This window comes from Flavobacterium yafengii (assembly GCF_030010375.1).
In the GTDB taxonomy this organism is placed as follows: Bacteria; Bacteroidota; Bacteroidia; order Flavobacteriales; family Flavobacteriaceae; genus Flavobacterium; species Flavobacterium yafengii.
Genome location: NZ_JASCRY010000005.1, coordinates 139,385 through 152,403 on the forward strand (window position 1 = coordinate 139,385; position 13,019 = coordinate 152,403).

The window sequence follows — 13,019 nt, forward strand, 5'->3', positions numbered from 1 at the left end:
TCGAAATGAATTTATTAATTAGAAAGCATTTTCTTGGTTTTCATCAAGTCATTAATAGCAGTTCGCAAAAAATTTGGAATCAAGGTTTCATTAGTTCGGTATATTTTATCATCATCTAATAAATCTTCCAGCATGTTTCTAAACTTCCTTTTCCCTTTCATAGCCCTAATTTTTTCTTTTGCCTGTTTGTTTCTTAAATGAGAGACAAAGCTTATCGGATCTGCTTCGGGATGAAATTGTGTACCTACAAAATAGTCCGTAAAACGAACCGCCATAATCGCACGCTCGTATTGAACATGGTCCCTAATTTTTTCCAATGAAATAATCTTAGCTCCTTTTTTGGCAAAAACACTAAGTTTTGGCTGTACTACTTGATAATCTCTGGAATCAATTGCGTAAAAAGGATCTGCCAGTCCTTCAAATAAAGAATCTGTGAGCCCTTCCTTGGTTTTATGAATAGTCATTACACCAAAAGAAGTATCATTTCTTCTAGTCACTGTGGCCAACCCAAAATGCAAGCAAGCCATTTGAAAAGAATGACAAATGAATAGTACATGCTTTTTAACCTCATTTTCACTATTCCATTTGTTCAATGAATCAATAAAAGCATAATATTTCACATCCCAATTTCCATCACCAATCATTGGATTTCCTGGGCCTCCAGTTGAAATATAAATATCAAATTCTTTAATATCAGGCAATTCACATTTTACCCGAACGTCAAATATTTCAAAACTAACCACAGGACTAAACCTGTTCACAACATCAATTATACAACGCATCCCTTGATTAGGTTCACCCTTGTACATATCTAAAAGCGCTATTTTTATAATTTTATTCGACATAACTATTTTTAAAAAACAATGCGCAAAGATAATTTATATTTTATAATCCCCTTGTAAATTCACCAGTTATAAAGTCTACCACTTTGGAAAGATCACCAGTTTCTTCAAAAACGGTTAATTGTTTGTCTGCTCCGGTTCCATTTTTTAAAATTTCATGGACATAATTAATATCTTCACGACTTCCTAATTCATCAACAACATCATCAATAAAATCTAACAATTCCAAGATAAGCATTTTGGTTTCCACTTCTTTTTGTAATCCAAAATCAATCATATTATTATCAATTCCATAACGAGCTGCACGAAATTTATTTTCCTTAATCAAAGCCAATCGATAAATATTGAAACTCGTATTATTCATGTTCAATTTGTAAAGTTTAGCCACAATTGCCTGAATAATAGCAACAATACAAATAGTTTCATCAACCGTTAAGCACATATCACAAATCCTGAATTCTATCGTATTATAAAACGGATGCAAGCGTAAATCCCACCAAATTTTCTTTGGATTATCAATACAATTTGTTTTTACCAGAGTCTCTAAATAATTCTCATAGGAACTCACCGAGTCAAAATATTCCGGCAATCCAGTTCTTGGAAACTTGTCAAAAACTTTTGTTCTAAACGACTTATAACCTGTTTTTCTGCCTTCCCAAAAAGGTGAATTTGTCGAAAGTGCAAATATGTGAGGTAGAAAATAAGTAGCTTGATTCATTAATTGCAAACCAATTTCTCTGTTTTCAATTCCGACATGACAGTGCATTCCAAAAATCAAATTAGAGCGTGCCGCATCTTGCAATTCATTAACAATATCGTGGTATCTTGGGTCGTCAGTTATGGGCTGATCCTGCCATTTTGAAAAAGGATGCGTTCCGGCACCACCAACAATAAGATCTTGTTTGTCCGCTAATTCAACAATTTTGGAACGTAAAAACCGAATCTCATTTTTGGCATCATTAACACTATGACAAATATTAGTTCCTACTTCCACCACAGATTGGTGCATTTCTGCCTTAACCTGCTCATTTAAAATTATTTTGGCACCATCAACAATTTTTGATAAATGCGACCGCAAATCTCTTGTTTCAGGATCAATAATCTGATATTCTTCTTCTACACCAAGTGTAAAAACGGGTAATTTTTTCATTAATTTATTTTTTTTAGGAGCTAATTCCCGCTTTCCGTTTCAATCTTTTTTGTCCTGAAAAAGTTCAGGACAAAAAAAGGATTTTCACTGCAATCGGGGCTAGGGCATTCGACAATGAATAGAATCTTATTTCCCTCCAGCGGCATCTTTTATAAAAGTTCCCCAAGTCAAATTTATTTTTCCTGGTTTTTGTTTTTTTGCGGCAGCGATAGCCATTTTTGCTGATTCTTCCACTACCCATTCAAAATTCTCAGCACCCACGGAAGTCAATTCAGCATCAGGCGCGGGATTTCCAAAATCAATAGCATAAGGAATTCCGTCACGCACTGCGAATTCTACCGTATTAAAGTCATATCCTAACCCTTTACAAAGGCGTAAAGTGTAGTCTTTTATAGTTGCTAATAATTTTTTATCTACCGGCGGACCATCAATTACATAGCGCAAATGATGCGGATTTCTTGGTTCGTATTGCATAATCCTGACGGCTTTACAACCCAAGCAATACACCCTAAAATACTCCGTAAAAACAATTTCTTCTTGTAACATCATTACTAACTGTCCCGTTTCCTGATGTTTTTCCCAAAACTCTTCTTTATTTTCTAATCGATATACGTTTTTCCAACCGCCACCTGCGTATGGTTTCATATAAGCCGGAAATCCGATGTAGTCAAAGATTCCTTCCCAATCCATTGGGTATTTTAAATTTCGGAATGATTTTCCCGTGGTATCTGTAGGATGTTCCGCTGAAGGAAGAATTACCGTATTAGGCAACGGAACTCCAAGGGTATCAGCCAAAGCATTATTGAAAAATTTATCATCGGCACTCCACCAAAAAGGATTGTTAATTACATTCGTTCCTGTTAAAGCAGCATTTTTTAAATAAGCACGATAAAAAGGAACATCTTGCGAAATTCGGTCAATGATTACCGCATATTCTCCATCTTGATTTTGAACTACTCTATCAATAGCAACAGCTTCTGCAATGATTCCTTTTTCGTTTTTTGAATTGACACGATCAATAAATGCTTGCGGAAAGGTGTCTTCCATTCCAAATAAAATTCCAATTTTTTTCATCTTGATGTGTTTATAATTTTAAAAAAATTTAATTCTTGATAAATAATGTGGAAACATTTCTTTCCATACAGGCCAGTCGTGCTTGCGCTCTTGACGAATATCCAGCCAGTGATGTATGTTTCGGTCACTTAAAACTTTGCTTAATTTTAGATTAGCATCAAAACAAATATCCCAATTAGAAGTTCCTAAAACGATATCCATATTCCACAATTCATGATCATTTAGACCGTATAAATAATCTTCCGGACTATTGTAAAATACATCGTCATTGTGAAAACCATCCATAAAACTTTTAATGTTGAATGCACCGCTCATCGAGAACATATGACTCACGTAACCTGGATGACGGAAAGCAAAATTTGCCGCATGATAACCACCAAAACTGCAACCTGCTACAGCAACTTTTCCTGAGGAAGTATTATTCTTTACCTTTTCAACAATTTCATGACAAATCATTTTATCGTATCTGACATGATTTTCTATGCGATGTACTGGATGAATATTTTTATTGTAAAAACTGTCTTTGTCGATACTGTCTGGACAAAATATTTGGATTAAACCCTGATCAATATACCATCTTGCGGAATCAATCAATCCCATATCTTTATTTTCATGGTAACTGCCCATCGAAGTGGGAAATAAAATAATAGGATATCCAGCGTGTCCAAAAACTAACATTTCAATATCCCTGTTAAGATTGGGTGAATGCCATTTGAAATATTCTTCCTTCATAACTTTATTTTTAACAATTATAATGAAAAAATTCGTGCAAATGACATAAATTTTTATGCTTAATTAAGATTTATTATATAAAACATTACGATTATCAAATCGCAATTAAATTGTAAAATTTGAATCAATTCCATGCTGTTTTTTAAATTATAAACAACATATCAATTCCTTTTAACATATTTCTAAAACCAAAAAAATCTAATAACTCCAAAAAAATCGATGGAATTGTATTAAAATTAGGGCTTTATATTCCTACAATTAAATTATCAAAAAATTAGATTTTTTTTTATTAAGGATTTAATTCAAACAATTGGACTTGGCTTTTTAGTCTTTCAATTAGCATACTCATCATTCTTTTATTAATATTAGATGAGTTTTTTATATAAACGGCATACTCCTCTAAAGTAAATAATGCGATTATCATTCCTTTTAAAGCATTTCTAAACTTGATGTCTTTTTGGATTGCATTTTCTATCACCGATAATTTTTTTTCAACGGTATAGCTATAAAAGTCAGCTTTGTTTTTTGCTACATAATTAATGAATGAAGCTATAAACAAATCGTTTTGTAATTTTAAAACAGGTCTAAGTACTTCATTTTGAAATGATTCTTCAGTTGAAGATTGACTGGTTACAGAACCTATTGTTTGTCCTCGGAATTCTTTTAAAAAAGTATCGCGTTCGCTCATGTTTTTTTCTTTAAAAATAAAGAAAATAGCCATAAGAAAAGTTTATTTTTGCAGATATAAAGAAAAATTATGCGATTTCATACTAGGAAATGGGTAAAACCAGAAGATCTGAACCCAAACGGAACTTTATTTGGCGGTAAATTATTGGCTTGGATCGATGAAGAATTGGCTTTATACACCATTATCCAATTAGAAAATACCAGAATAGTTACCAAGCACATGTCTGAAATCAACTTCAGAAGCTCAGCAAAACAGGGAGATATTATAGAAATTGGTATTGATGTTTTAAAATTTGGAAATACTTCGCTAACACTAAAATGTGAAGCCAGAAATATGATGACACGCGAAACAATTATCACGATAGATCACACTACAATGGTAAATTTAGATGCTGATGGTAAACCAAAAGCACATGGAAAAAAAACGATAGAATTTGTTAAAGATCGTTTGTAGTTTTCTTTATATTTTAAGAAATTAAAACTAAAAAGTTGTTGTTAAACTTGAAAATCATTTTCGGAGGCAGTTTCAAAAATCTCCAAATCAAAATATTTTACAGAAGCAATAATATGATCGTATATATCTGACATGATGTACTCGTAATTCTCAAATCGTTTGTCATGCGAAAATGCGTAAACTTCAAGAGGAACCCCATGTGAAGTAGACTGCAATTGACGACAAAGCATCAACATATCTTTGTTTAAACCGGGATAATTAAATAGATATTCCGTAATATATTTTCGAAACAAACCTAAATTAGTCAAATTTCGTCCGTTAATAGCAATTGATTTATCAATTTTATTGCTAGAATTATATTCGTCTATTTCTAATTTTCGGGTGTCAATATAATCCGATATTAGGTGTATTTTCTTCAAGTCACTTAATTGTGCTTCTTCCAAAAATCGAATACTGCTGGTTTTAATAAGAATGTGTCTTTTGATACGCCTTCCATCAGAATTTAGCATTCCGCGCCAGTTTTGAAACGAGTCAGAACTTAAACTGTACGTTGGAATAGTGGTCGTGGTATTGTCAAAATTTCGAACTTTTACTGTTGCCAAATTGATTTCAATTACATCACCATCGGCACCAAATTTATCCATTGTAATCCAGTCGCCAATTCGAACCATATCGTTTATGGATACTTGAACGCTGGAGACAAAACCTAAAATTGTATCTCTAAAAATCAAGATTATCACAGCAGAAACAGCTCCCAAAATGGTTAAAAGCTCTTTTTGGTCAATATCAAATAATTTAGAAATAATAACCGTAATCCCAACAGCCCAAAGCACTATCATGATTACCTGAATAAAACTGTCAATAGGTTTATCGCTGTATCTTGGTTTTAGTTTTAAATAATCACGTAAAGCATTAAAAATAGTTCGGATAATCCATAAAACAAGTAATACAATATAAATGCCTACAAGTTTTCCAAAAACACCTTCCCAATATTCATAGCGTTCCAAAATTATTGGAACCGATTTATAAATAAATAATAGCGGAATTAAATGTGCGATGTATTTAGCCGTTTTATTAGATACTAATAAATCATCAAATTTGGTTTTAGTTTTCTGGGCGATTATCGCCATAATAGTTACCAAAATAAGACGAAAAACAACATAAATTGCATATGCCAATACACAAAGCATAACAATATTTATAAGCAGACTCAGGTAAGAAGCAAAACTGCTGCCTAATCCCCATTTTCTGAATATAGGATATAGAAAATTGAATATTTTTTCTATTAATTTATACATTTTTCAAGTATTTCTTTTCTATGTAAAAAGTACCAAAAGGAGGAATTGACGCAATACAAATGATAAAATACTTTTTGAAATCCCACTTTTCACTAAATTTTAAAATTGTTGCCAAAATAATGTAGGCAGTAAATAATACGCCGTGAGCCATTCCAATATGTTTGACATAAATAGGATCATTAAAAATGTATTTCATTGGCATAGCAAAGAAAAATAACAGTAAGGCAGATATACCTTCTACTATTGCTGTAACCTTAAAAATCTTAAGCATTTATTTTTTTTTAAAATTATAATTGACAAAATTAAGTATTATCATTGATTTTCGATGCATGGATTCCTAAAGTAAATTACTTTTGTATTCTTAAACTTTGATAATGAGCAAACGCGATTTAAAAAAATATTTAGCCGAACTTAATAAGGAGCAACTCGAAGAGCAAATTATTGAATTATACGAGAAATTCAGCCCCGTAAAAGTCTATTATAATTTTGTTTTTAATCCAAAGGAAGAAACGCTTTTGCAGGAATGCAAACTCAAAATTTCAAATGAATATTATCCTTTGAAAAAAGCAGGAAGACGCAGTAAACCAAAAATGAGGCGTTCTGTTGCTCAAAAATACATTAAGCATTTTACACTTTTGGGTGTAGATCCATTCATAATTGCTGATGTAATGCTTTATAATATTGAAATTGCACAAACATTCTCCTCCGAGCATGTTATAAAACAAGACCTATTTTTTAAAAGTATGTTCAATTCCTTTGAACAAGCAGTCATTTTCTTGATTTCCAACGGGATTCTTAATGATTTCAAAACAAGAATAATAGCCATTCATAACGAAACTATTAAGCAAAAATGGTACAACGAACCCGAGTTCAATGCAGTTATAGAACGATTTGAATATTAAAGAATGCTACATAATTCAATTTTATTTAATCAATCGTTTTTTTTTTAATTAAAATTGACAATTAAACTGTTTTTTAGGCGTATTTTTGCAAAAATCCAACAATAAGCAATGTCCCAAAACACTTTAGAAATAGAAATCGAAGACAAAAAAGAACTTTATGCGTACCAACAAGGCGACATTGACGCCATATTTGAGCGCATAGACAATGCACCACCACAACACCATTTGTTATACCAATTGCCAACTGGTGGTGGAAAAACTGTAGTATTCTCAGAAATAGTGCGACGTTATTTATCACAACACGATAAAAAAGTAGTTGTTTTAACACACCGAATTGAGTTGTGTAAACAAACTTCAAAAATGTTGAAGGGTTTTGATGTAAAAAACAAAATCATCAACAGTAAAGTAAAAGAACTTCCTGACCAAAACGATTATTCTTGTTTTGTTGCCATGGTCGAAACTTTAAAAAACCGTATTAATGATGAAAAACTGCATTTAGATAACGTAGGATTGGTAATCATTGATGAGGCGCATTACAACTCCTTTCGAAAATTATTAAGCTCTTTCAAAAATGCTTTTATTTTAGGCGTAACAGCAACACCTTTAAGTTCGAATATTAAATTACCAATGCATGAAAGCTACGATGAATTAATCGTAGGAGATACCATTAGTTCGTTAATTGAAAATGGATTTTTGGCTAAAGCTATTACTTATAGTTATGATGTAGGTCTGACTTCCTTAAAAGTAGGTATCAATGGAGATTATACCGTGAAATCATCGGATGATTTATACACGAATATGGCCATGCAGGAAAAATTATTGCATGCGTATACCGAGAAATCTTTGGGTAAGAAAACCTTGATTTTCAACAATGGTATCAATACGTCTTTATATGTATATGAAACTTTTAGAGAAGCTGGTTATGCGATTCGCCATTTGGATAACACCAGTAATAACGAGGAAAGAAAAGATATTTTACATTGGTTCAAGCATACGCCGGATGCAATTCTAACTTCAGTTGGGATTCTTACCACTGGTTTTGATGAGCCTACCGTAGAAACTATTATCCTGAACAGAGCAACAAAATCATTGACATTATATTACCAAATGATTGGTCGTGGCTCCAGAAAATTGCCTAATAAAGATACATTCAATGTTATCGATTTAGGAAATAATGCAGCACGATTTGGCCTATGGAGTGAACCGGTAAACTGGCAGCACATCTTTAAATCACCGGAGTTTTACTTGGAAAATTTACGAGATGATACGGAAATTGAATTGTATTTCAAATACAGCATGCCACCGGAATTACGAGCAAAATTCAGCAAAACGGAAGTCGTAACTTTTGATGTTGATGAAGAACATAAACTTATCATCAAACAAAATTTGCGTTCCAAAGAAGTACTGGAAAAATCATTAGAACAGCATGCCGCCATGTGTGTTAATAATTCGGAGACGTTACAAGAAGCTAAAATATTAGGAAAACTGTTAGATGATGATATAGATTGTCGCATCAAGCGCTATTCTAAATGTTTGAGCCAATGCAGTAAAAATTACCGCGAGTGGCTTGTTGACGATTACAAATTAAAACTGGTATTGTTAACCGGGAAAAAATATCGTGAGAAAATCATGAACGAACCGGATGAAGATTAATATTTCTTTTTCAAGAAGCTAATCCCGCTGTACACTATATCTGTTGTGGTCTCGTAAAAAAACGAGACCACAACAGGATGCCGTTTCCATCGGGGCTAAAAATTACGTTTACAAAACAACTATTTTTTATAAAATATAAAATCCAAAAAAATGCCAAAACAATTCTCTGATTTAGGAATTTCAGCACCCATATTAAAAGCGATTACCGAATTGAAAATTGTTGTACCAACAGAAATTCAGCAAAAAACAATTCCGTTACTTTTATCAAATACTACGGATTTGGTTGGACTTGCTAAAACAGGTACAGGTAAAACGGCGGCTTTTGGATTGCCTATTTTACAATTAATAGATACTAATTTACCTGTTGTACAAGCTGTTGTTTTGGTTCCAACACGGGAATTAGGCCACCAGATTTTTAGAAACTTAGAAGATTTTGCTAAATATTTACCTCAAGTTTCTATTGCAGCAACTTGTGGAGGAATTCCAATCAAACCACAAATCGAACGACTTGCAACACCTACACATATTGTTGTGGCAACTCCGGGAAGATTAATTGATTTGATTCAGCGTAAAGCCATAAATCTAAAAGAAACCAAATTCCTTGTGCTCGATGAAGCCGATGAAATGGTGACTATTTTAAAAGAAAGTTTAGATGAAATTGTAGCGGAATTACCTGCAACTCATAATACTTTTTTGTTTTCGGCAACCATGCCTGGAACAATAAAACAATTAATTCAGAACTATTTGAATAAAAATGTGGTGCAAGTTAGCGCCAACATGGAAACGATAGGAAATCAAGGAATTGACCATGAATATATTGTAGTCGATCCCATTGAAAAACTAGATGTTTTGATGCATTTCCTGAATTCTAAAGAAGGAGAACGCGGAATTATCTTTTGCAAAACGAAAGCTGCGGTCAATAAATTAGCTAAAAACTTAGCTATCAACCGTTTTTCATCGGGAGCATTGCATGGTAGTTTATCACAAGGAATTAGAGACAGAATCATGGAGCAATTCCGTGAAGGACATATCAATATATTAGTAGCCACCGATTTAGCAGCAAGAGGAATTGACGTTAAGGAAATCTCTTATGTTGTTAATTATCATTTGCCTGATGTTTACGAAGCTTACGTTCACCGTAGCGGAAGAACCGCAAGAGCAGGAGCAAAGGGACTTTCTTTGACGGTGTTACAACCGGAAGAAGTAGTTGAAATTGCTGATTTCGAAAAAGAATTAGGAATAAAATTCACCCAGTTCAAAAAACCAACTGTGGCCAGCATTGAAGAAAACAACACGTTGTTATGGGCAAAACAAATTTTCAAAACAAAACCCAATCATGATGTTGCTCCAGAATTAAAAGAAAAAATAAAAACAGTTTTTCATCATTTGACTAAAGATGAATTAATTGAAAAATTATTAGCTAATTATATACTTCAAAACAAAAATGAGCCGACTGAAAAACCGGTTAAAAAACTCAAAAAGAACTAAACATTTAAAGTTTTTTTAATATTTAATATTTTAGCAGCATCCATAAATAGAGTATATTTATGGATGCTTTTTTAATTTTAGACTATAAAAATACGATATGGAAATTATAATAATAGGAGGTGGATTTGCAGGATTAAATCTTGCTAAAGAACTCGTAAATGAAAAAGGAATCAATGTAACGCTCGTTGACAAAAACAATTATAATTTCTTTCCGCCATTAATATATCAGGTTGCTACGGCTTTTTTAGAGCCTTCAAGTATCAGTTATCCTTTTCGGAAATTTTTTTCAGGTAAAAAAAATCTACAATTCCGTTTAGGGAATTTACTAAAAGTAAATTCTTCAGAAAATAAAATCATTCTCAACAATGGAGAATTAGAATACGATTACTTGGTTTTTGCTACAGGTGCCGAAACGAGTTATTTTGGAATGGAAAACGTAAAGAAAAATGCCATTCCAATGAAAACGCTAAATGATGCCATTGTGATGCGTAATACACTGCTTAAAAATTTGGAAAAAGCGGCCATTTGCAAAGACATTCGCGAACGCAGAAAATTGTTAACCATTGTTGTTGCCGGTGGCGGTCCAACAGGTGTTGAAGTTTCAGGAATGTTTGCTGAGATGCGTAAAAATATTTTGCTGAAAGAATATCCTGAATTAAGCACTACAGCAAGTAATATTTATTTAGTTGACGGTGCCAATGCTGTATTATCTCCAATGAGTAAAGCTTCGCAGGAAGATACACTAGAAGCACTGACAAAATTAGGCGTTGTGGTAAAATTAAATACTACAGTGGTAGACTATATTGATGACACGGTCTATTTTGGAAATGGAGAAACAATTCAAACCAAGAATTTAATTTGGGCAGCAGGAGTTTCTGCAAAAGTTTTCGAAGGAATTCCAGCAGAAAGTTATGGTCGCGGAAAAAGAATGGCTACAGATGCTTTTAATAAAGTTAATGGTACTGAAAACATTTATGCAATCGGTGATACTTGTATCCAACTTACAGATGCCGATTTTCCAAATGGTCATCCACAAGTAGCGCAAGTTGCTATTCAGCAAGGAATAAATTTGGCGAATAACTTTAAATTAATGAGCCAAAAAAAGCCATTAAAACCCTTTAAATATAATGATAAAGGATCTATGGCTATTATTGGAAAAAATAAGGCTGTGGTTGATTTACCAAAACCAAAAATGCATTTCAAAGGATTTTTTGCATGGATAATTTGGTTATTTATTCACCTGATTTCATTGATAACGTATCGCAACAGAGTGAAAACATTCTTCAATTGGATGATTGCTTATTTTGCTAAAGATCAATCGTTACGTATGATTATCAGACCCGATAAAAAAATAAAAACGGAGCCAAAACAACAATAAATCAAATCTATAATTAATGAACTATTGCAATTCCCTCATCGTGAGAAGTTGTAATAGTTTTTTTTATGTTTCGTTTTCCGAAAATTAAAATAATCAAAGCCAGAATTGTTGAAACAGCCATAATCATAACCATTGGCAACATTGAATTTTTAACAAAAACTCCCACTGCAAAAGAAGCTAATGCTCCTAATCCTAACTGAATGGCACCCATTAATGCCGAAGCACTTCCTGCATTTCTTGAAAAAGGCGCAAGGGTAAGTCCCGCTGTATTCGGATTTGAAATCCCTAAACACGCTAAGAACAAAAATAACATCGCAATAGTTTCATATAAACCCAAAAGATCATTCATTGCCAAAATAAGAAATGAAATACTAATGAAAGATTGCGTGATTAATGCGCCATAAATCATTTGTTCACTCGTGAATTTTCGTAACAAGAATGAATTCAGCTGGCTGGCACCAATGAAACTTAATGACATAAAAGCAAATATCCAACCATACGTTTTTCCGTCAACTTTAAAAATGTCCATAAATAAAATAGGGGAAGCCGCTACATATGTAAACAATCCTGAGAAAGCGATAGCACCCGTAAACGCGTAGGTGTAAAACTGTGGTTCCTTTACAATACTGATGAAATTTGAAATAATTGGTTTTGGTTTTAATGAAATTGAAGTGTCTGGCTTAAAGGTATTTGGCAACCCAATTTGAGCTGCTAGAAGAATTAAAATCCCCATGCACATCAATATAAAAAAGACCGTATGCCAGCCATAATCTTCTGTTATATAACCTCCAACTGTAGGCGCTAACATTGGCGAAAGCCCAACCACTAACATTAATAAAGAAAATACTTTAGGAATATCTTTCACAGGAAATAAATCACGAACCATAGAAACCGATGCTACGGTCGCTGCACAGCTGCCAATAGCCTGAATAAAACGTAAACCTATGAAAGTATCAATATCGGTTACAAAAACACAACCTAAAGAAGCTAAAATGTAAACTAACAGTCCTATAAACAGTGGTTTTTTTCGTCCAAAACGGTCTAATAATGGTCCGTAAAGCAATTGTCCAGCAGAAATTCCAATGAAATAACTGGAAAGAGTCATTGAAACATTAGCAACTGAAGTATTCAAATCTTTAGCAATTCCTGCAAAACCAGGCAAATACATGTCAATTGAAAAGGGACCAAGTGCTGTCAGTGAACCTAAAATTAGAATTAATTTTAAATATTTTGCTTTTGTCATTACGGTATCAGTCATGAAATCTTTTTTAATTTTTGCAAAGGTAAATATTTAAAAGGCGAATCAAATGTTAGATTCAATAAATTTAAACTGTTGCAAAAATAGATTACATGAAATGACG

Annotated in this window: 13 protein-coding genes; 5 read left to right on the forward strand and 8 right to left on the reverse strand. The window is 32.9% G+C overall.

Annotation, left to right across the window (positions count from 1 at the left end; translation table 11 throughout):
- Positions 1 to 14: 14 nt before the first annotated feature.
- From QLS97_RS15245 to QLS97_RS15265, 5 genes are all read right to left on the reverse strand, one after another.
- Positions 15 to 845 carry a type 1 glutamine amidotransferase gene (locus tag QLS97_RS15245; protein ID WP_282717841.1) on the reverse strand — a complete coding sequence of 277 codons (831 nt, stop codon included), beginning with the start codon at positions 843 to 845 and terminating at the stop codon, positions 15 to 17.
- Positions 846 to 885: 40 nt separating this feature from the next.
- Positions 886 to 1,992 (reverse strand): carboxylate-amine ligase, encoded by a 1,107-nt coding sequence (locus tag QLS97_RS15250; RefSeq protein ID WP_282717843.1) that lies wholly within the window; start codon positions 1,990 to 1,992, stop codon positions 886 to 888.
- Between the two features lie 126 nt (positions 1,993 to 2,118).
- Positions 2,119 to 3,066 (reverse strand): ATP-grasp domain-containing protein, encoded by a 948-nt coding sequence (locus QLS97_RS15255; RefSeq protein ID WP_282717844.1) that lies wholly within the window; start codon positions 3,064 to 3,066, stop codon positions 2,119 to 2,121.
- A gap of 18 nt (positions 3,067 to 3,084) precedes the next feature.
- Positions 3,085 to 3,798: an esterase family protein gene (locus tag QLS97_RS15260; protein WP_282717845.1), complete on the reverse strand. Its 714-nt coding sequence runs from the start codon at positions 3,796 to 3,798 to the stop codon at positions 3,085 to 3,087.
- 289 nt (positions 3,799 to 4,087) lie between these two features.
- Positions 4,088 to 4,486: a glyoxalase gene (locus QLS97_RS15265; protein ID WP_282717846.1), complete on the reverse strand. Its 399-nt coding sequence runs from the start codon at positions 4,484 to 4,486 to the stop codon at positions 4,088 to 4,090.
- A 69-nt stretch (positions 4,487 to 4,555) separates the two neighbouring features.
- On the opposite strand from QLS97_RS15265, the gene QLS97_RS15270 reads away from it, so the two are divergent.
- Positions 4,556 to 4,939 (forward strand): acyl-CoA thioesterase, encoded by a 384-nt coding sequence (locus QLS97_RS15270; protein ID WP_282717847.1) that lies wholly within the window; start codon positions 4,556 to 4,558, stop codon positions 4,937 to 4,939.
- A 41-nt stretch (positions 4,940 to 4,980) separates the two neighbouring features.
- Here the strand turns inward: QLS97_RS15270 and QLS97_RS15275 are convergent, their stop codons facing one another.
- Together QLS97_RS15275 and QLS97_RS15280 are read right to left on the reverse strand one after the other, a co-directional pair.
- Positions 4,981 to 6,237, reverse strand: a complete 1,257-nt coding sequence (locus tag QLS97_RS15275; RefSeq protein WP_282717848.1) for a mechanosensitive ion channel family protein — start codon at positions 6,235 to 6,237, stop codon at positions 4,981 to 4,983.
- Complete coding sequence (locus QLS97_RS15280; RefSeq protein WP_282717850.1) at positions 6,230 to 6,508, reverse strand: DUF3817 domain-containing protein; 279 nt, start codon at positions 6,506 to 6,508, stop codon at positions 6,230 to 6,232. The genes QLS97_RS15275 and QLS97_RS15280 overlap by 8 nt, the downstream gene beginning before the upstream one ends.
- Positions 6,509 to 6,611: 103 nt before the next feature.
- Here QLS97_RS15280 and QLS97_RS15285 point away from each other — a divergent pair, with 103 nt between their 5' ends.
- From QLS97_RS15285 to QLS97_RS15300, 4 genes are all read left to right on the forward strand, one after another.
- Positions 6,612 to 7,139: a DUF6155 family protein gene (locus QLS97_RS15285; RefSeq protein ID WP_282717851.1), complete on the forward strand. Its 528-nt coding sequence runs from the start codon at positions 6,612 to 6,614 to the stop codon at positions 7,137 to 7,139.
- Positions 7,140 to 7,247: 108 nt separating this feature from the next.
- Positions 7,248 to 8,792: a DEAD/DEAH box helicase gene (locus QLS97_RS15290; RefSeq protein WP_282717852.1), complete on the forward strand. Its 1,545-nt coding sequence runs from the start codon at positions 7,248 to 7,250 to the stop codon at positions 8,790 to 8,792.
- Positions 8,793 to 8,942: 150 nt separating this feature from the next.
- Positions 8,943 to 10,280, forward strand: coding sequence for a DEAD/DEAH box helicase (locus QLS97_RS15295; protein ID WP_282717853.1), 1,338 nt, complete (start codon positions 8,943 to 8,945; stop codon positions 10,278 to 10,280).
- 97 nt (positions 10,281 to 10,377) lie between these two features.
- A complete protein-coding gene (locus tag QLS97_RS15300) occupies positions 10,378 to 11,658 on the forward strand; it encodes an NAD(P)/FAD-dependent oxidoreductase (protein ID WP_282717855.1) in 1,281 nt (426 codons plus the stop codon).
- A 13-nt stretch (positions 11,659 to 11,671) separates the two neighbouring features.
- On the opposite strand, the gene QLS97_RS15305 is transcribed toward QLS97_RS15300, so the two are convergent.
- A complete protein-coding gene (locus tag QLS97_RS15305) occupies positions 11,672 to 12,901 on the reverse strand; it encodes a multidrug effflux MFS transporter (protein WP_282717989.1) in 1,230 nt (409 codons plus the stop codon).
- Positions 12,902 to 13,019: the final 118 nt, after the last annotated feature.